This is a genomic window from Nocardia sp. NPDC057668, from assembly GCF_042799795.1.
GTDB lineage: Bacteria > Actinomycetota > Actinomycetes > Mycobacteriales > Mycobacteriaceae > Nocardia.
In genome coordinates this window covers 366437-384637 of record NZ_JBHVIC010000002.1, presented here as the reverse complement: position 1 = coordinate 384637, position 18201 = coordinate 366437, and the positions used below count along the sequence as shown (strand labels likewise).

Below are 18201 nucleotides of genomic sequence, written 5' to 3'. Positions count from 1 at the left end.
TCCCGCCTGCCCGAGACTTTTGCGCCCGGCCGGGAAGCTGTATACGGACATCTGTCAGTTCGGCGGATCCGGCAGGACCCGGAGATGACCGCGCCGGCCGGTGCGCGCGGGGCGGCCGGTGCGCTGGGCCGCGGGGCCCGCGCCGCCCGGATAGTCGGAATAGCCGCGCGGATCGGGTTCGGGTGCGCGACGCCGCAATCCGGCCTCGCGAACGGCTTCGGCCAGCGCGGTGAGGTCGTCGTCATCGGGCGTGCCCGAGGAGAAACCGCCCTCGTGCTTGACCAGTTCCCAGCCCTTCGGGGCGGTGATGCGGGAGGCGTGCGTCTCGCACAGATCCCACGAGTGCGGCTCCGCGACCGTGACCAGTGGACCGACCACCGCCATGGAGTCGGAGTACACATAGGTCAGCGTCGCGACGGCCGGGTTCTTGCATCCGGGTCGGCAGCAACGACGCATGGGAATCACGCCATGCAGGGTAACCCTCCGGGAGCCTCCGCGCGGTCAGACACGCGCAATGGGACACGCCACAATCGTGCTTCGACGGCGTATTACGGCGGGTCGGACGGGTAAGTCGAGTCGAGTCCATCGGGACGTTCCGATGCGGTTAGATTCGGAGTATGACCCGTTCACGTAAGCGACCCGCCCCCACGGCGCGGTCTGTCATCCGCCGCGGGCGGGGTGTGCGTGGACCGATGCTGCCGCCCACCGTTCCGGCTCGCCGCACGCGCGGTCAGCAGTTCGACCGGTTGGTGCTGGAAGCGTTCGCGCCCTTGGAAAGTCGCTGGCACGACCAACTCACCAATCTCGACATCGCGGTGGACGACGTACCGAAAATCCGTCCGCTGAACCCGGATTCGGTCACCTGGCCGGACGAGGTGGTGGCCGACGGGCCGGTGCCCCTGTCGCGCCTCATCCCGGCAGGGGTCGACCGCTACGGTCAGGCGACACGCGCCCGCATCGTGATCTTCCGCAAGCCGCTGGAACTACGCGCCGGGGATCCGGACGATCTGGTGGACCTGCTGCGCGAGGTGCTCGTTCAGCAGATCGCGACCTATCTCGGGGTCGATCCGGATGTGATCGACCCGGAGCCGGAGTAGTCGGGAGTGTGAAAAGCCCCTCGCTACAAGAGATTTCGTGCGAGGGGCCCGGCGTCTCTAGATGATGCCGCGTTTGAGGCGGCGGCGTTCGCGCTCGGAGAGCCCGCCCCAGATGCCGAAGCGCTCATCGTTGGCGAGCGCGTATTCCAGGCATTCGTCTCGTACCTCGCAGCCCAGGCAGATGCGCTTGGCCTCGCGGGTGGAGCCGCCCTTCTCGGGGAAGAACGCCTCCGGATCGGTCTGGGCGCACAGCGCCCGTTCCTGCCACTGCTCCGCCTCGGTCATGCGACCCCCGCGGGAAAAACTGTCGAACCCCTCATCGGTGCCTGTGACGATCAGGCTCAGGCGGGGCGGTTCGGGCTGGTATTGCGCACGAGCCCATTGACCGCCGCCTGGGCGCGGCGTCATCAGTTCACCCCCCTCGTGTCCGTTCCAAACGTCGGCGCAGAAGTCAGAAGCTGCGCCAGCTTGGGAATCGGTTTGCGATACACCGCCCGGAATTCCTGACGGGGCCAGCTCATCGGCCATCGCTCCGCCTCCTCACTGTGTGTTAGCGCAGAATGATTAATCCGTCGGAGCCGATCCCACCGACGGCCCAACACCGCGACGTAGTCCCGCGGCCATCCCCGAGCTGCTGGCCATCCCGATACGAACATCTGTTCGAAAAGTGGTCCGCGCCTTGAGCTCTCGCGTGGACCCGGAATGACATGCTTGTGATTAGACACGCCGGGCGTGGCGGTGGTCAAGCCGCCGAAGCTATTCCGTTACCATCTGCGACCCCATTTTCCGGGGTTCCCGCAGATCAAGTAGCAAATTCACAGCAAATATCCTGCCGGGAGTGTTCGCGCGTGTACCGCTTAGGCTGTGCGGATGTGACTCGAGAACAAGCGGATACCGCGCCCGGAACCGGTCTGCGGATTGCGGTACTGGTCGGCGGAGTCGGCGGTGCGCGGTTCCTGCAGGGCGTGCGTGAGCTGGTCCCCGGCGCCGAAGTGACCGCCATTGTGAACGTCGGCGACGACGTCTGGATGCACGGGCTGCGAATCTGTCCTGACCTGGACACCTGCATGTACACGCTGGGTGGGGGCATCGATCCCGAACGCGGCTGGGGGCATGCGAACGAGACCTGGAATGCCAAGGAGGAGCTGGCGAAATACAACGCCCAGCCCGATTGGTTCGGGCTCGGTGACCGCGATATCGCCACCCATCTCATCCGGACCGAAATGCTGCGTCAGGGATACCCGCTCTCCGCGGTGACCGATGCCCTCTGCAATCGCTGGCAGCCGGGTGTGAAACTGCTCCCGGCAACGGACGATCGGTGTGAAACACACGTCGTTATCGGTGACCCGGAGAACCCTGGCGAACGTCGCGCGATCCATTTTCAAGAGTGGTGGGTGCGGTACCGCGCGAACGTGGAGACCCATGGATTCGTGACTATTGGGGCGGATCAAGCAAAACCGGCGCCAGGTGTGACAGAAATCATAGAGTCCGCGGATGTGGTGCTTTTGGCCCCTTCCAACCCCGTCGTGAGCGTGGGTGCGATCCTCGCGGTACCGGGTATTCGCGGCGCGCTGCGCACCACCACCGCCAAGGTGATCGGGCTGTCCCCGGTGATCGACGGAAAGCCCCTGCGCGGTATGGCCGATGAATGCCTGTCGGTTATCGGGGTGGAGACGACCGCGGAGGCCGTGGGCAACCACTTCGGCGCGCGGTCGGCCACCGGAATCCTCGACGGCTGGCTCATTCACACCGGCGACACCGCCGACGTCCCCGGCGTGGAGGTGCGCGCGGTTCCGCTGCTCATGACCGATCCCGCCACCACCGCGCTGATGGTCGGACAGGCCCTGGATCTCGCGGGCGTGAAACCATGAGCGCCGTGCACGATCACGCGGCCGGAGGCGAACTCCGCATACTGCCCATCACCGGTCTGCCCGAGTTCCGGCCCGGCGACGATATCGCCGAACACATTGCGGCACAGGCTCCTTGGTTGCGGGACGGCGACGTGCTGGTGGTCACCAGCAAGATCGTCTCCAAGGTCGAGGGCCGGATCGTCGCCGCACCCGCCGATCCCGAGGAGCGCGACGCCGCACGCCGGGAACTGGTGCGGCAGGAGGCTGTTCGCGTACTGGCGCAGAAGAATCGCACCCTGATCACCGAGAACAAACTCGGCATCGTGCAGGCGGCCTCCGGCATCGACGGGTCCAATGTGGAGTCCGGTGAACTGGTGTTGCTGCCGGTCGATCCCGACGGCAGCGCCAAGGCCCTGCGCACCGCGCTCGCCGACCGGCTGGGCGTCCACGTGGCCGTGGTCGTCACCGACACCATGGGGCGGGCATGGCGCAACGGCCAGATCGACGCCGCCATCGGATCCTCCGGCGTGCGGGTGCTGCACGACTACGACGGCGCGATCGACGGGCAGGGCAACGAACTGCACGTCACCCTGGTCGCGATCGCCGACGAGCTGGCCGCGGCCGCCGATCTGGTGAAGGGCAAACTCGGCGGGGTGCCGATCGCGGTGGTGCGCGGGCTCGACTACACCGACGACGGCTCGACCGCCGCGGATCTGCCGCGGCGCGGGGTCGAGGATCTGTTCTGGCTCGGGACACGGGAGGCCATCGAGCTCGGGCGCTCGCAGGCGCTGCTGGTGCGGCGGTCGGTGCGGCAGTTCGCCCAGGCCCCGGTCGAACCCGAGCTGATCCGGGCCGCGGTGGGGGAGGCGCTGACCGCGCCCGCGCCGCACCACACCCGGCCGGTGCGGTTCGTCTGGCTGCGCGATCGGGCGCTGCGCGAGCGGCTGCTCGAGGCCATGGCCGAGAAGTGGCGTGCGGATCTGCGCGCCGACGGGCTCGATCCCGAACGGGTCGAACGCCGGGTCGCGCGCGGGCGGATCCTGTTCGACGCCCCCGAGGTGATCATCCCGTTCTGCGTGCCCGACGGCGCGCACGACTATCCGGACGAGCGCCGGCGCGGCCACGAGGCGACCATGTTCAACGTCGCCGTCGGCGCGGCGGTGCAGGGCCTGCTGGTGGCGCTCGCGACCAAGGGCGTCGGCAGCTGCTGGATCGGCTCGACGATCTTCGCCCCCGAGCTGACCCGCGAGGTGCTCGGCCTGGAATCGGACTGGAACCCGTTGGGCGCCATCGCGATCGGCTATCCCCTCGAGGAGCTCGAGCCCCGCGCCGCGCGCGACCCCGGCACCGGGCTGGTGGAGCTGTGAGCAGGGGGCCCTGGGCACAGGGCGTGCGCGGCTCGGGCGCCACCCGCGATCGCGGGCATCGGCTCCACCCCACCCGTCCGGAGTCTTTGTGTGGGGCGAGCGCCGAACTCGAGGCGCGCGGTACGGGACCGGTGGAACCGTGAGCGCTGAATCCCTGCACCGCTCGGCCACCGAGCTGCTCGAAAAGTGGTCCCCCGCAACGGGTCCGGACTCGTCCCTGCGCGAGGCGATGCTCGCGTTCCTGGGTTCGGCCCCCCGCGGCTGCCTGCGCGAGCACGCCGCCGGCCACATCACGGCGTCGGCGATAGTCCTGTCCCACGACGAGTCCGAAGTCCTGCTGACCCTGCACCCCCGCGTCGGCCGCTGGATCCAATTGGGCGGCCACTGCGAGGAATCCGACGATTCGGTGTCCGGCGCGGCCTACCGCGAGGCCACCGAGGAGTCCGGCATCGAAGGTCTCCACCTCCACCCCGGCCTCTACGCGGCCCAGGCTCACCCCATCACCTGCTCCCTCGGGGTCCCGACCCGCCACCTGGACCTCCTGTTCAAAATCACCGCCCCACCCGGCGCGGTCCCGGTCCGCAGCCACGAGTCCACCGACCTCCGGTTCTGGCCGGTCGACGCTCTCCCCCCGGACGCGGACGTCCTGCTGCGCTGAGCGGCGAACCGGCCGACCGTGGTCGGCTCCCGAGTCGACAATGCCCGGTCGGTCGGTTAGCGTTCCCGCCCATGGGGGTCGAGGGGGATTCGACGACCGCTGGAACCGGGGTGGACGTGACTCCGGCGGCGGTACGTGCGATCGGACAATTGGTATCGAAGGCCGCGGTGGATCTGCGCAGCGCGCTGGAATCGGCGGGCAGTGAGGTGGATTCGTTCCTGGACGCCGACTGGGCCGGCCCCGCGGCGACACGGTTCACCAACGGCTGGACCCAAACCCGCGACAGCGGTCTCGCGATCCTGTCGACGCTCGATTCGCTGGCGGGCAAGCTCGGTGCGGCCGCGAACACGTATGAACAGACCGAAGAGGTCTCGACCGTGCAGTTGACCAATCTGAACATGTGAAGGGCCGGGGGGCATGGAAGACGGTTTCCGGGTTGATCTCGATCAACTCGATGGCATAGTCGCGCGCCTGTCAGCGCTGGCGGGGTTCATCACCGACCAGCTCGACGCGATCGATACGACGGTTGCTGGACTTGGGCCGGGTGTATGGGATTCCGCTGCGGCGCAGGCATATTCGGAGGCGCATCAGATCTGGGCTGTCAAGGCCCGTGAGTTCGCGGCCGGGGTGGGCACCGCGCAGGAAGGCGCGCGCCTGGCGCACGAACGGATACAGCGGGCAGTCGATCTCAACGGTCGCATGCTGGGTGGATCCTGACGTGGCAATTTACATCGAATGGGGCGTTGCCTATTCGGCGGGCAAGAAGTGTCACGATCTCGCGGGTGAGCTGTCGCTCGCATTCGGTCCGCTTCATTCGACGCTGGTCCACAAATGCAAGGGCATGGCGGGCGATGCGCCTGGTTGTTTGCAGTGGGCTCAGGAATATGACACCGCAGCAGCCGATTTCACCCGCGCCGCCGCAGCTCTGGTCAACGCGCTGATGCATTACGGCGACGTACTGTACGCGTACGGCTGGAACTACGCGGTCAGCCAGCGGCCGACCAACATGCCGGAAAAACCCGTCGAATCCTCGCTCTACTACGACACCGAGATGGATATGCCCGCCGCGACCGGTGCCAATGGTCTCGGCGCCGAGCAGCGTGGCGGAGACTCCGATCTCTACAACAGATTCGTCGACAAGATCCGCGACGAGCTCGGCGCGCTTCCCAATGGTGATACCGATCGACTCGCCGCTGCGGCGTCGGCCTGGAAGACCTTCAACGGCAACGCCGCGGTCACCGGAGCGGCGGACAGCATCGGCACCGTCATCGCCTTGTTCGAGACGCTCAGCGACCCGAACAAGGACACGTTGCTGGCCCAACTGGGTTCGTTGCGCCAGGGCGCGACCGACCTGGCGTCGGCTGGATTGTCCATCGGTACCGCCGTCGAGGACTACAGCACGGGAACTTCCGAGGTCCGCAGCGCCATCAGCACGATCCTGAGCACGGCGATAATCGGTGTCACCGTCACCGCGGTGGTCGGCGTCATCGCCGCCTGCTTCACATTCGGCGGAGGCGGTGCCGCGGCCGCCGGCGGCATCGGCGCGATCATCACCAACACCCTCAACGCGTGCCGAACCGCCTACGAAGGCAGCAAACTCATCCGCATCATCGGCCTGTTGGGCCGCCTCGGTCCCAATGCGGTGGGTGTCGTCACCGCCTTCAACACCGCCAAGAACATCCAGACGCTCACCGGCACCCTGGCCACTATCCTCGCCATCAAGGTCGCGATCGACAGCATGGACGAGGGGGAAAATGCCGGTGGAGGAGCCTCTGAAGCGGGAGCGGCAGTTCCCAACAAGGCCGTCACCGACGAGATGGCGAGAATGCTCGCGGAAGGAATCGATGACGGCCTCGATTGCTCTGAGATCGCCGCGCGTTTCGAGAAGATGGCAGGCGGTGAAGGTGAAATGTTGAAGGTGCTGCCACCTGCCGGAGAGCAATTGCGATTGAAGGAATTCGGAGTGTGGGAGAACTTCGACTATCATCAGATATTCACCGATGGAAAGTATGTGTATGATCCGAGGGTGGATCCAAATCCTATCCCGATAGACGTATGGCGAAACGGTATTCTGGGTGATAATCCCAAGGCGACGATCGAGAAGACGGAATATTGAACTCACAAGATCTGATCGACCGTCTCAGGCAGTTCGGTGATTTGGAATGGTTCAGGCATTCCGGTGGGGTGGATGTCGATGGTATCGCGGTGCCGCCATTGCTTGTATGGAGGTTTTCTGAACCTCGCCCGATCGGATTGATCGACGTCTTTCGCGAAATCGTCAGCGATCCGAACCTGGAAGTAGATTGGTCGTTTGACGCCGAACGGAGAAATTGGGTCCTCATGCCCAGTCTGCTATTGGCTGAGCGGGCGAAGCGACGCTTGGGGACCGCGGCGGAGGCGCGAAGCATTTTGATGGCGGAAGATCAGGATTTCTGCCGTAGATCGGTATCCGATTTGGATCGTATCGTCAATGCTCTGGATCGGATCGCTGGCGAATTTTCAGGCTGAGGATGTCCCGTAAGTTGTTTAGTGGCAACAGGTATCGTGTCGACGGGGGTGTCGAGATGGCCGGGGTAGGACTCTGGCCAACCTCGCCCACGCCCGCTGATTCCTGGCCGGTGGGAGCCGGGGGCGAGCGGGACGGGATCCAGTTGGCGGACGCGCGGGCCGCGCACGTCGAGAAGATCGATCGGGACCGGGCGCTCGCGTGGTCGGACCCGACCGTGTGGAACGAACACGATCTCTGTGCCGCGCTTCTGATCCGGGATCGGGTGCGGGAGGCGGTGCGGGCGCTGCCGGGCCGATCGCGCGGGACCTGGCGCGGAGGGGTGGAGCCGCCGGCGGGTAACCCCGCGGGTTCCGGCCCGGTGGGCGGGGGTCGTTTCCACAGAGTGGAGTCCGTGTTGATCGGGAGTATGTGAGCGCATAGAGTTTGGTGGGTACACGTTCTCAGGGCGGGGTGGAAGTCCCTACCGGCGGTGATGGTGTCCGGACCGACCCGGGCGCACGGGCCCGCGAGCGCCGCGTTGTCCTCGGACAGGGCGGGTCAGCAGATTCCGGTGTGAACCCGGAGCCGACGGTCATAGTCCGGATGGAAGAGAACGCGACACGGGCGTACCTCCGCTGCGGCGGCGGGCCGGCCGTGCCGTCTTGCCCTGGGTGACAACACGAACAGGAGCAGGACATGTCACCCATCTCTAGCCGAATCGCTCTGGTCGCCGCGCAGTGGCACAGCGAGATCGTCGGGCAGGCCGTGGAGGCCGCCCGCATCGGGCTCGCGGACCGGGGTTACGAGATCGACGTCATCGAGGTGCCCGGCGCCTTCGAAATTCCCCTGCAGGCAAAGCGTTTGGCCACCAGCGGCCGCTACGCGGCGATCGCCGGCCTCGCGCTGGTCGTCGACGGCGGCATCTACCGCCACGACTTCGTCGCGGGCACCGTCGTCGACGCCCTCATGCGGGTGCAGCTCGACACCGACGTCCCGGTGTTCTCCGCGGTCCTTACCCCGCACCACTTCCACGAGCACGCCGAACACCGCGACTACTTCACCCGCCACTTCGTGGTGAAGGGCACCGAGCTGGCCAACGCGATCGCCGCCACCCTGGCCCTGGAGCCGGTCGCCGCGAACTGACAGCTGCCGCTGCGCGGTGCACACCGCGCAGCGGCATTCCGGCCTCAGTCGTTGCGGCGGTAGCGAAAAAGGTTGGCAGGCAGCCGATCACGCGTCGCCGCGAAGCAACTCGCGGTCGATACCGATACGCCCGCCTGCTCGGCGATGCGAGCGCTCACCTGCGAGCGCGACATGGGCAGGGCTCATTCGTCATAGTGGCCACCGACCTGGACAACCGCTATCTCGGTGTCGGTCACGTAGTAGATGAGCCGGTGCTCCTGAGTGATACGCCGAGACCAGTGCCCGGCGAGTTGGTGTCGCAAGGGCTCGGGTTTTCCGATTCCGGTGAACGGGTCGGACAGCGCGGCGTTGATCATCTTGTTGGCAGCTTTGAGGACCTGGCGGTCGCGCGCGAGCCAGCTCTCGTAGCTCTTCCAGCCTTGATCGGTGAAGGTCAGCTTGCGATCCGGCATTGCTCACGCCCCGGGTTTCGCGCTGCCTGTCGTCGTATGCCGCTGTAGTAGTTCTTGCGCGAACTCTGTGGTCGCGTCGTCATCGAGCAGTAGTGCAACGAGCTGGTACAGGACTTCACGGTCCCGGATGAGACGGGTGAGCGTGGGTTCGCCCAGCCCCAGGATCGCCTGTGCGATCTGCTCGGTCACCTGTTCGACCCGCATGAGTTCGGCCGGCGTCGCATCGTCGTCGTCGTCGGGGTCGATGAGGGCGTGGACGCTGGTGCGGCCCGCACGCGCGTCGGCGGCGGATTTCAGCAGCTGGATGCCGCCGTGGGTTTGCAGGACGTACAGGGTCTCCATGAGCGAGTTCCAGTCGGCCTCGGCGATCAGGACCGCGTTTTCGCCGGTCTTGGTGACGACTGTGAGGGTGTTGTGATCGTCGTTGACCTGTTTCACGAGACCGAAGAGGTTTTCGCGAACCTTGGAGATCGGGAGCGAGGGCATCTGGGCCACTCCTTCGTGACGATAGTTGTACGACTTATCGTACGTCGTACTCGTACAACATGTCGTACGAGTATCGATCCCCGGTCGAGTGCCGCCGCACGCGGGCCGATCGAAGCCGGACAGGCGAAGGCCGCCGGCGCGCAGTGCAGGCTGCGCGCCGGCGGTTCCGGATTCCAACCGAGATTTGGGCAGCTCAGGCGGGAATCAGGCTCTTTTCGGGGGTGGCCGAGGGGACCGGGTCCGGGGTGGCCGGGTGGTCGTCGACCATCGTGGTCTCGTCGAAGGGGATGCGGCGGTCCAGGACCGCCTGCACCCGGAGGGGATCGATCGTTTTGGTCCAGGTGCCGATCAGCACCGTCGCGACCGCGTTGCCGGAGAAGTTCGTGACCGCGCGGGCCTCGGACATGAACCTGTCGATCCCGACGATCAGGCCGACGCCGTCGAGCAGGTCGGGGCGGTGGCTCTGGATGCCGCCGGCCAGCGTGGCCAGACCCGCACCGGTCACGCCCGCCGCACCCTTCGACGCGACGATCATGAACACCAGCAGGCTCAGCTGCTCGGACCAGGACAGGGGCTGGCCCATCGCGTCGGCGACGAACAGCGTGGCCATGGTCAGGTAGATCGCGGTGCCGTCGAGATTGAACGAATAGCCGGTCGGCACAACCACACCCACGGTCGGGCGCTCCACCCCGAGGTGCTCCATCTTCGCGATCAGGCGCGGCAGCGCCGACTCCGACGACGAGGTCGCCACGATCAGCAGATACTCCCGCGCCAGATAGCGCACCAGCTTGAAGATCGACACCCCGGCCGCGGCCCGCAGCAGCGCACCCAGCACCCCGAACACGAACACCACGCAGGTCAGATAGAACGCCACCATGAGCAGCGCCAACTGCTTGACCGCGTCCAACCCGGTGCGCGCCACCACGTTCGCGATCGCGCCGAACGCGCCGATCGGCGCCAGCCACAGGATCATGGTGAGCACCCGGAACACCAGCTTCTGGATCAGCGCGACGCCGCGCAGCAGCGGTTCACCCGCCGTGCCCATGGCCTGGATGGCGAAACCGACCAGCAGCGCGATGAACAGCGTCTGCAGCACCTTGCCCGAGGTCAGCCCGGACACCAGCGTGGTCGGCACGATGTCCTTGACGAAATCCCAAGTGCCGCCCGCACTGTGCGCGTCCTTCACGTACTTCGCGGTCTCCCCGGCATGCCCCGCCACATCCAGCCCGCTACCCGGGTGCAGCAGATTGCCCACCACCAGCCCGATGGCCAGCGCCGCGGTGGACATGAGCAGGAAGTAGCCGATGGCCAGCCCGCCGACCTTGCCGATCCGCGCTGCCGCCCGCACCGAGCCGATGCCGAGCACGATGGTGCAGAAGATGACCGGCGAGATCATCATCTTGATCAGGTTCACGAACAGGGTGCCCAGTTCACCGACGGATTTGCCGAAGCCGGGCGCCAGCCAGCCGGTCAGCACGCCGGCCACCACCGCCACGATGACCGCCATGTACAGCCAGTGGGTGCGGTCGCGCCGGGTCGCGGCTCCCGTGGGTTCGGCGCCCGCTCCCGGCTGGCCCGGCGGGTTCGGCTCTGCTGTGGCGGTTGTCGTCATCGCTGTGGATTCCTCGTTCCGAGTGTCTTCGATACCGATCCGAAGTCGAAGGTGTGAGCCCGTTCACACCGGCTCGTGAAGAATGATTACCCGGGCGGTGACGCCGATCACTGTTTCGTAAGTTTTGTTCACGCGGCACGAGTTCACGCGGCACGGAGGCACAGGTGAGCGTTCGAAGAACGGAGTCCCGGCGCACGCTGGCCGGGCAGGTGTTCGCGGTGCAGCTCGTGGTGCTGGCGGCGGTGATCGGCATCGGCACCGCGCTGGCGGTGCTGCAGACCCGCACCGCGCACGACGACGCCACCCGCGACCGCGTCACCGACATCGCGGTGACCCTCGCGCAGGCGCCCTCCACGCTGACCGCGGTGCGCGGCGCCGATCCGGTGTCGGCGCTGCAACCGGTGACCGAGAGCATCCGCGAACGCACCGGCGTGGACTTCGTGGTGGTCATGGCCCCGGACCGCACCCGCTACACGCACACCGATCCGAGCCGCATCGGAAAGCCGTTCAGCGGCACCATCGATCGCGCCGTGGCGGGCGAGACCTTCACCGAGACCTACACCGGCACACTGGGACCCTCGATCCGCGCCGTCACCCCGGTGCGCGACGCGGGCGGCGCGGTCGTGGCGCTGGTGTCCGCGGGCGTGACCCGCGAGCACATCGGCGATCAGGTGCGCGGCCAGCTGCCGACCATTCTGGCGGTGGCCGCCACCGGCCTCGTGCTGGCGACCCTCGGCGCACTGCTGCTGCGGCGCAGGCTCTTACGGCAGACGCACGGCCTGGCCCTGGCCGAACTGCGCGGGATGTACGAGCACCACGACGCCGTCCTGCACTCGGTGCACGAGGGCCTGCTGGTGTTCGACAGGGCCGGCGAACGCGCCGACGTGGTCAACGACCAGGCCCGCAAGCTGCTCGACCTGCCCGCCCAGGGCCCGGTGCTGCGCGGCGATCTGCCGATCTCGCTGCAGCGCTTGGGCGCCGGCGTCGTGCGCGACGAGATGCACGTGACCCCGGATCGCGTCCTGGTGGTGAACCAGGACCTGGTCGAGCACGACGGCCGCCGCATGGGCACCGTCCTCACCCTGCGCGATCACACCGAATTGGGCGACGTGCTCGGCGAATTGGACTCGGTGCGGGGCTTCGCCGAATCGCTGCGGGCGCAGGCGCACGAGGCCGCCAACCGGCTGCACGCGGTGGTGACCATGGTCGAACTCGGCCGCGCCCGCGAGGCGGTGGCCTTCGCCACCGCCGAACTCGAACTCTCCCAGGCGCTCATCGACCGGCTCACCGGCGCGGTGGCCGAACCGGCGGTGGTGGCGCTGCTGCTGGGCAAGGTGGAACAGGCCGCGGAGAACGGGGTGGAGCTGACCGTGACCGGCGATACCCTGCTGGACAGCACGGACCCGCTCACCGCGCACGAAATGGTCACGCTGCTCGGCAATCTCATCGACAACGCCCTCGACGCGGTCGGGCACGACGAGGACTCCTGGGTCGAGGTGACGGTCCGGCGCGACGAGCCGCAGGAGCCCGGCGAACCGACCGAACTCCTTGTGCGCGTGGCCGATAGCGGCCCGGGCATGTCCGAGGAAGTGTTCACCCGCGCCACCGAGCGCGGCTACTCCACCAAAACCGACCACCACGGTCTGGGATTGGCGCTGGTCCGCCGCCTGGTGGCCCGGCACGGCGGCGAACTGCGCGCCCAGCGCGAGCCGGAATCCGGTGTGATCGTGCGGTTCTCGCGATGATCCGGGTACTGATCGTGGAGGACGACCGGGCCATCGCGGCCGCGCACAAGTCCTACGTGGAGCGAATTCCCGGCTTCGAGGTGGCGGCGGTCGCGCACTCCGGGCGCGAGGCCGTCACCGCCGCCACGAGGTCACAGAAGCGTGACGAATCCATCGACCTGGTGCTGATGGATATCGGTTTACCGGATATGAGCGGTCTGGCGGCCGCGGCGGCGCTGGCGGGCCTGCGCCCGCGCCCGGACGTCATCGCGGTCACCTCCGCGCGCGATCTGGCGATGGTGCGCGCGGCGGTGGCGCACGGCGTCGTGCTGTATCTGCTGAAGCCCTTTACGTTTTCGGCGTTCCGCGAGAAGCTCGAGCGCTACCTCGAATACCGGGCGGCGCTGCCCGCCGGTGAGGCCGCGGTGTCGCAGCAGGAAATAGACCGGGCATTCGGTGCGCTGCGCACCACCGACGCGCGCGCGACCTCCCCGAAAGGCATTGCGCCACAGACGATGGCGGAAGTATCCCGCGCGGTCCGCGCGTCGCCGGATGGAGTGTCGGCGGGGGAGTGCGGGCGAGTCGTCGGCGTTTCGCGGGTTACCGCCTGGCGATACCTGGAACGTCTCGCCGAAGACGGCGTGGTGGATCGGCGGACCGACTACGGTCGCACCGGGCGGCCACAAGTTCGCTACACGTGGTTGCACTGAGTTCGGATTTACCACCGGTTTGCCTGTGATGTGCGGTGACCCGTGTTACATGGTCAGTTGTCCGAGTTGTGACTGCTCACGATGTAACAGTTGCCACCTTCGGGGTCGGGCCAGTGGTGTAACAGACGTAAGGTACGTATATATCTACCTGCGAACTTTTGAGGTATCTAATTAGCGGGGCAAACGTGCAATTGGTCGGCAAACGGTCGGGTTCGCCGGATCCCAAACGTCACCTGTGGGTACTGGGGCTCATCGCCCCGATGAGTGCGCTGTTGCCGTCACAGCTGGTGTATTGGACGAAGGCAGAGGTGTTCTGGTGGATCGGGCCGGTCATCGTTCTCATAGTCATACCGGTACTGGACTGGGTCGTCGGGGAAGACGGCAGCAACCCGCGAGATGAGGATTACGAACTACTCAGCAACGACCGGTTCTACCGGTGGTGCACCTATCTGTTCCTGCCGATCCAGCTGGCGGGGCTGATCATCGCGGCGATCATGTGGGCCGGGGACGAGCTGTCGGTGGTGGACAAGCTGGGCCTGGCGGCCACCCTGGGCTTCGTGAGCGGCATCGGCATCAACGCCGCGCACGAACTCGGGCACCGGGTCGAGCGGCTCGAACGCTGGCTCTCCAAACTCGCGCTGGCACAGTCGGCCTACGGCCACTTCTTCGTGGAGCACAACAAGGGCCATCACGCCCGCGTCGCGACCCCCGAGGATCCGGCCAGCGCGCGCATGGGCGAGACGCTGTGGGGATTCCTGCCGCGCAGCGTGATCGGCGGGTTCCGCTCGGCGGTCGGCATCGAAAAGGCCAGGCTGCAGCGGCGCGGTCACGGCTGGTGGAACTACCGCAATCACATCCTGCAGGCCTGGTCGATGTCCGTGGTGCTCTTCGGGGCGCTGCTGCTGGGATTCGGCTGGAAAATCCTGCCCTACCTGGTGATTCAGGCCGTGGTCGGGGTCGCGCTGCTGGAAACGGTCAACTACGTCGAGCACTACGGTTTGCTGCGGCGCCGGCGACCGAACGGCAACTGGGCGCGCTGCTCGCCGAGCGACAGCTGGAACAGCGACCGCCTGGTGACCAACATCTTCCTGTTCCATCTGCAGCGGCACAGCGATCACCACGCCAATCCGGGCCGCCGGTATCAGACCCTGCGCAGTTCGGAGCAGGCGCCGCAACTCCCGGCCGGCTACGCCACCATGATCCTGCTGGCGCTGGTGCCGCCGCTGTGGCGGTACGTCATGGACGCGCGGCTTCTGGCGCACTACGAGGGCGACGTCGCCCGGGCGAACATCCAACCGCGCAAGCGCGAGCGGATTCTCTCCCAGCACGGCATGGCGGTTGCCTGACACAGCGGCAGCCACGCGGTCCCGATGAACCAGGGGAGGGCATCGGGGTTCGGCGAACGTCGTGAAAGCGAAGCTCGCACCCCTACCGGGTGCGAGCTTTGCCGTGGGTGGGGGCAAGTGCGAACGCACCGACTAGCCTTGCGGGGGAAGCAGCCGACCAGGAGAGGCAGATGACGACCGCAGTGACCAGCATGATGACCGCCGACGTCCGCAACGGGATCGATTACAAGGTGGCGGATCTGTCGCAGGCCGAGTTCGGCCGCAAGGAGATTCGGCTCGCCGAGCACGAGATGCCGGGCCTGATGGCACTGCGTCGCGAGTACGCCGAGGTGCAGCCGCTGCGCGGCGCCCGCATCTCCGGCTCGCTGCACATGACCGTGCAGACCGCCGTGCTCATCGAGACCCTCGTGGATCTCGGCGCGGAGGTCCGCTGGGCCTCCTGCAACATCTTCTCCACCCAGGACCACGCGGCCGCGGCCGTCGTCGTCGGCCCGCACGGCACCGAGGACGAGCCCAAGGGCACCCCGGTCTTCGCCTGGAAGGGCGAGACCCTGGAGGAGTACTGGTGGGCCGCCGAGCAGATGCTCACCTGGCCGGGCGAGCCCGCCAACATGATCCTGGACGACGGCGGCGACGCCACCATGCTGGTGCTGCGCGGCGCGCAGTTCGAGAAGTCCGGTGTGGTCCCGCCCGAGGACGAGACCCACTCCGCCGAGTACAAGGTCTTCCTGAACCTGCTGCGCGCGAGCCTCGAGTCCGACGGCACCAAGTGGAGCAAGATCGCGGATTCGGTCAAGGGCGTCACCGAGGAGACCACCACCGGCGTGCTGCGGCTGTACCAGTTCGCCGCCGCGGGTGAGCTGAGCTTCCCGGCGATCAACGTCAACGACTCGGTCACCAAGTCCAAGTTCGACAACAAGTACGGCACCCGCCACTCCCTCGTCGACGGCATCAACCGCGGCACCGATGTGCTCATCGGCGGCAAGAAGGTGCTGATCTGCGGCTACGGCGACGTCGGCAAGGGCTGCGCCGAGTCCCTCAAGGGCCAGGGCGCGCGCGTGCAGGTCACCGAGATCGACCCGATCAACGCGCTGCAGGCGCTCATGGACGGCTTCGACGTCGTCACCGTCGAGCAGGCCATCGCCGACGCCGACATCGTGGTCACCTCGACCGGCAACAAGGACATCATCACCCTCGATCACATGAAGGCGATGAAGGGCCAGGCCATCCTGGGCAACATCGGCCACTTCGACAACGAGATCGACATGGCGGCCCTGGAGTCCTCGGGCGCCGAGCGGCTGAACATCAAGCCGCAGGTCGATCTGTGGACGTTCAAGGAGACGGGTCGCTCGATCATCGTGCTGTCCGAGGGCCGCCTGCTGAACCTGGGCAACGCCACCGGCCACCCCTCGTTCGTCATGTCGAACTCGTTCTCCAACCAGGTCATCGCGCAGCTCGAGCTGTGGACCAAGCCGGAGGAGTACGACAACGAGGTCTACCGCCTGCCCAAGCACCTGGACGAGAAGGTCGCCAAGATCCACGTCGAGGCGCTCGGCGGCACCCTGACCAAGCTCACCAAGGACCAGGCCGAGTACATCGGCGTGGACGTCGAGGGCCCGTACAAGCCCGAGCACTACCGCTACTGAGCCCGGCCGCGCGTCGCCGGATCACGGCGGCGCGCACCGCGCACGGCACGACCGCGGGTCGAACCGCGGGTCGGCCGCCGAGTCGAGAACGGCCGGTCACCCACTGGGTGACCGGCCGTTTCGCGCCCCGATCGAGCCGGGGTCGCGTCGCATCGCGGAGGCGGAAGCCGCCTAGATGCAGATGTCCAGCAGCGGGATCCACTGCTTGCCCTGCAGGGTGCACAGCGCCGCCTGGATCAGCTGGCTCGCGCTCGATCCGGTGCCCAGCGAACCCGACTGACCGGTGCCCGAGAGGGAGTCGAGCGAGCCGGTGCTGGGCCCGGCCACGGGCGCGGCCGGGGCCGCGACGGGTGCGGCGGTGGCCACGCCGGCGGTGGAGATGACCGCGGCGATGGCGAACGCGCCGACGGCCGCGCGCGGGATCTGGTGTGCAAGACGAGATTTCATGGGGCGCTCCTTGCGGGGGACAGTGCGTGGGACCCTACAAGAACTGAAGCGTCAACATTTCAAAAACCGTCGAAAATTCGACATGTTTGGCGCATCGGGCCTATCGGGCACCGGACTCGCCTGCCCGGGCCGTGGCCCTGACCGACGCGATCCGCCGCGTTTCGGGTGAGGCTGCCCCCGGCCGCACGCAGCACGCGGCCGGTCACCCGTGAGGCGACCGGCCGGTTGTAGTGCGTTGCTCTCCTTGCAGGGGGAGTGTGCGTCGCACTGTACCCACATCCGCCGGTCGTGCACCCGGTTATGAAGCAACTACGTTTTGAACATCTGCCCCCAATTCTGCGGGCCCCGGCGTTCGCGACCGTGAATCGCGGCCCGGCCGGGGCGCTCTCGCGCGCTCCGGGCGCTCTGCGGGCGCCCCGGGGCGCTCGAGGTCGAGCTCCGGGGCTCGCGCGGGGACGCCCGCCCCGGTTTGCCCGGGCAATCATTCGGTACTCTCGCGATCATGGGTGTGCTGGTTCCGGTGGAAGGGCTCGACGGTGCGGGTAAACGCACGCTCACCACGGCCGTCGTGGGCGAGCTGACCGGACGTGGACTGCGGGTGGCCACGCTCGCGTTCCCGCGGTACGGGGTCTCGGTGCACGCCGATCTGGCGGCCGAGGCGCTGCGGGGCGGGCACGGCGACGTGGCCGCGTCGGTGAACGCCATGGCGCTGCTGTTCGCGCTCGATCGCTTCGACGCGCGCGACGAACTCTCGAAACTGCTGGCGGACAACGACATCGTGCTATTGGACCGCTACGTGGCCTCCAATGCTGCCTATTCCGCCGCCCGGCTGGAACAGGACGCAACGGGCGAAATCGTCGCCTGGGTCGCGGAATTGGAGTTCGAGCGCTTCGGACTTCCGGTCCCGAATATGCAGATTCTGCTGGATGTCCCGGTTAATGTTGCCGAGGAGCGTGCTCGATCGCGCGGGGAGGCCGACGCGACGCGCGCGCTCGACGCCTATGAAAAAGACGGTGGACTCCAGCGGCGCACCGGAACGGTCTACCGTGAACTGGCCGAAATCAACTGGCACGGGACATGGTGGACGCATCGGACCGGTGACGATCCGGCAACACTGGCGGCGCGGATCGCGGAAAACGTTGCTGGATAGGGTTGGATGTGCGCCGACAGGTCAC

At 67.2% G+C, this 18201-nt stretch carries 21 protein-coding genes and 1 riboswitch; of the genes, 14 read left to right on the top strand and 7 right to left on the bottom strand.

The window, feature by feature from the left end; all coding sequences use genetic code 11:
• Nucleotides 1-54: 54 nt before the first annotated feature.
• The gene (locus tag ACFVBH_RS14635; RefSeq protein WP_379002785.1) at nucleotides 55-456 is read right to left on the bottom strand and encodes a DUF3499 domain-containing protein; all 402 of its coding nucleotides are present in this window, start codon (nucleotides 454-456) and stop codon (nucleotides 55-57) included.
• Between the two features lie 161 nt (nucleotides 457-617).
• Between ACFVBH_RS14635 and ACFVBH_RS14630 the strand changes: the two genes are divergently transcribed.
• Nucleotides 618-1097, top strand: a complete 480-nt coding sequence (locus ACFVBH_RS14630; RefSeq protein WP_354987333.1) for a metallopeptidase family protein — start codon at nucleotides 618-620, stop codon at nucleotides 1095-1097.
• A gap of 57 nt (nucleotides 1098-1154) precedes the next feature.
• On the opposite strand, the gene ACFVBH_RS14625 is transcribed toward ACFVBH_RS14630, so the two are convergent.
• Nucleotides 1155-1382, bottom strand: a complete 228-nt coding sequence (locus ACFVBH_RS14625; RefSeq protein WP_033089244.1) for a WhiB family transcriptional regulator — start codon at nucleotides 1380-1382, stop codon at nucleotides 1155-1157.
• Between the two features lie 626 nt (nucleotides 1383-2008).
• Here ACFVBH_RS14625 and cofD point away from each other — a divergent pair.
• The 8 genes from cofD to ACFVBH_RS14585 all read left to right on the top strand — a co-directional run bounded on the left by cofD (nucleotide 2009) and on the right by ACFVBH_RS14585 (nucleotide 8603).
• Nucleotides 2009-2968, top strand: a complete 960-nt coding sequence (gene cofD / locus ACFVBH_RS14620) for a 2-phospho-L-lactate transferase (RefSeq protein WP_354987370.1) — start codon at nucleotides 2009-2011, stop codon at nucleotides 2966-2968.
• Nucleotides 2965-4314 carry a coenzyme F420-0:L-glutamate ligase gene (locus ACFVBH_RS14615; protein ID WP_379002053.1) on the top strand — a complete coding sequence of 450 codons (1350 nt, stop codon included), beginning with the start codon at nucleotides 2965-2967 and terminating at the stop codon, nucleotides 4312-4314. Before cofD ends, ACFVBH_RS14615 begins: the two co-directional genes overlap by 4 nt.
• A gap of 139 nt (nucleotides 4315-4453) precedes the next feature.
• Nucleotides 4454-4972 carry an NUDIX domain-containing protein gene (locus ACFVBH_RS14610; RefSeq protein ID WP_354987335.1) on the top strand — a complete coding sequence of 173 codons (519 nt, stop codon included), beginning with the start codon at nucleotides 4454-4456 and terminating at the stop codon, nucleotides 4970-4972.
• 71 nt (nucleotides 4973-5043) lie between these two features.
• Nucleotides 5044-5376: a WXG100 family type VII secretion target gene (locus ACFVBH_RS14605; protein WP_354987336.1), complete on the top strand. Its 333-nt coding sequence runs from the start codon at nucleotides 5044-5046 to the stop codon at nucleotides 5374-5376.
• Nucleotides 5377-5389: 13 nt separating this feature from the next.
• Nucleotides 5390-5689, top strand: a complete 300-nt coding sequence (locus ACFVBH_RS14600; protein WP_379002052.1) for a WXG100 family type VII secretion target — start codon at nucleotides 5390-5392, stop codon at nucleotides 5687-5689.
• Nucleotide 5690: 1 nt separating this feature from the next.
• Nucleotides 5691-7088: a hypothetical protein gene (locus ACFVBH_RS14595; protein WP_379002051.1), complete on the top strand. Its 1398-nt coding sequence runs from the start codon at nucleotides 5691-5693 to the stop codon at nucleotides 7086-7088.
• Nucleotides 7085-7480: a hypothetical protein gene (locus tag ACFVBH_RS14590; RefSeq protein ID WP_354987339.1), complete on the top strand. Its 396-nt coding sequence runs from the start codon at nucleotides 7085-7087 to the stop codon at nucleotides 7478-7480. The genes ACFVBH_RS14595 and ACFVBH_RS14590 overlap by 4 nt, the downstream gene beginning before the upstream one ends.
• Nucleotides 7481-7913: 433 nt before the next feature.
• A riboswitch (FMN riboswitch) is annotated at nucleotides 7914-8079 on the top strand.
• Nucleotides 8080-8156: 77 nt separating this feature from the next.
• On the top strand, nucleotides 8157-8603 hold the full coding sequence (locus ACFVBH_RS14585; protein ID WP_354987340.1) for a 6,7-dimethyl-8-ribityllumazine synthase: 447 nt from the start codon (nucleotides 8157-8159) through the stop codon (nucleotides 8601-8603).
• Between the two features lie 44 nt (nucleotides 8604-8647).
• On the opposite strand, the gene ACFVBH_RS14580 is transcribed toward ACFVBH_RS14585, so the two are convergent.
• From ACFVBH_RS14580 to ACFVBH_RS14565, 4 genes are all read right to left on the bottom strand, one after another.
• A complete protein-coding gene (locus tag ACFVBH_RS14580; protein WP_354987341.1) occupies nucleotides 8648-8776 on the bottom strand; it encodes a hypothetical protein in 129 nt (42 codons plus the stop codon).
• A gap of 9 nt (nucleotides 8777-8785) precedes the next feature.
• Nucleotides 8786-9055: a Txe/YoeB family addiction module toxin gene (locus ACFVBH_RS14575; RefSeq protein ID WP_379002050.1), complete on the bottom strand. Its 270-nt coding sequence runs from the start codon at nucleotides 9053-9055 to the stop codon at nucleotides 8786-8788.
• A gap of 3 nt (nucleotides 9056-9058) precedes the next feature.
• A complete protein-coding gene (locus tag ACFVBH_RS14570; RefSeq protein ID WP_379002049.1) occupies nucleotides 9059-9541 on the bottom strand; it encodes a type II toxin-antitoxin system Phd/YefM family antitoxin in 483 nt (160 codons plus the stop codon).
• 193 nt (nucleotides 9542-9734) lie between these two features.
• Complete coding sequence (locus tag ACFVBH_RS14565) at nucleotides 9735-11153, bottom strand: cation:dicarboxylate symporter family transporter (protein WP_379002048.1); 1419 nt, start codon at nucleotides 11151-11153, stop codon at nucleotides 9735-9737.
• A gap of 164 nt (nucleotides 11154-11317) precedes the next feature.
• Here ACFVBH_RS14565 and ACFVBH_RS14560 point away from each other — a divergent pair, with 164 nt between their 5' ends.
• The 4 genes from ACFVBH_RS14560 (at nucleotide 11318) to ahcY (ending at nucleotide 16579) form a co-directional block, all read left to right on the top strand.
• Nucleotides 11318-12898, top strand: a complete 1581-nt coding sequence (locus tag ACFVBH_RS14560; protein WP_379002047.1) for an ATP-binding protein — start codon at nucleotides 11318-11320, stop codon at nucleotides 12896-12898.
• Nucleotides 12895-13587 (top strand): response regulator, encoded by a 693-nt coding sequence (locus ACFVBH_RS14555; protein ID WP_379002046.1) that lies wholly within the window; start codon nucleotides 12895-12897, stop codon nucleotides 13585-13587. The genes ACFVBH_RS14560 and ACFVBH_RS14555 overlap by 4 nt, the downstream gene beginning before the upstream one ends.
• A 260-nt stretch (nucleotides 13588-13847) precedes the next feature.
• Nucleotides 13848-14933 carry an alkane 1-monooxygenase gene (locus ACFVBH_RS14550; RefSeq protein WP_354987345.1) on the top strand — a complete coding sequence of 362 codons (1086 nt, stop codon included), beginning with the start codon at nucleotides 13848-13850 and terminating at the stop codon, nucleotides 14931-14933.
• Nucleotides 14934-15103: 170 nt separating this feature from the next.
• Nucleotides 15104-16579 (top strand): adenosylhomocysteinase, encoded by a 1476-nt coding sequence (gene ahcY, locus ACFVBH_RS14545; RefSeq protein ID WP_354987346.1) that lies wholly within the window; start codon nucleotides 15104-15106, stop codon nucleotides 16577-16579.
• Between the two features lie 171 nt (nucleotides 16580-16750).
• Here ahcY and ACFVBH_RS14540 read toward each other — a convergent pair whose 3' ends face one another.
• Nucleotides 16751-17026 (bottom strand): hypothetical protein, encoded by a 276-nt coding sequence (locus tag ACFVBH_RS14540; protein ID WP_354987347.1) that lies wholly within the window; start codon nucleotides 17024-17026, stop codon nucleotides 16751-16753.
• A gap of 502 nt (nucleotides 17027-17528) precedes the next feature.
• Between ACFVBH_RS14540 and ACFVBH_RS14535 the strand changes: the two genes are divergently transcribed.
• The gene (locus ACFVBH_RS14535; protein WP_354987348.1) at nucleotides 17529-18176 is read left to right on the top strand and encodes a dTMP kinase; all 648 of its coding nucleotides are present in this window, start codon (nucleotides 17529-17531) and stop codon (nucleotides 18174-18176) included.
• Nucleotides 18177-18201 lie beyond the last annotated feature (25 nt).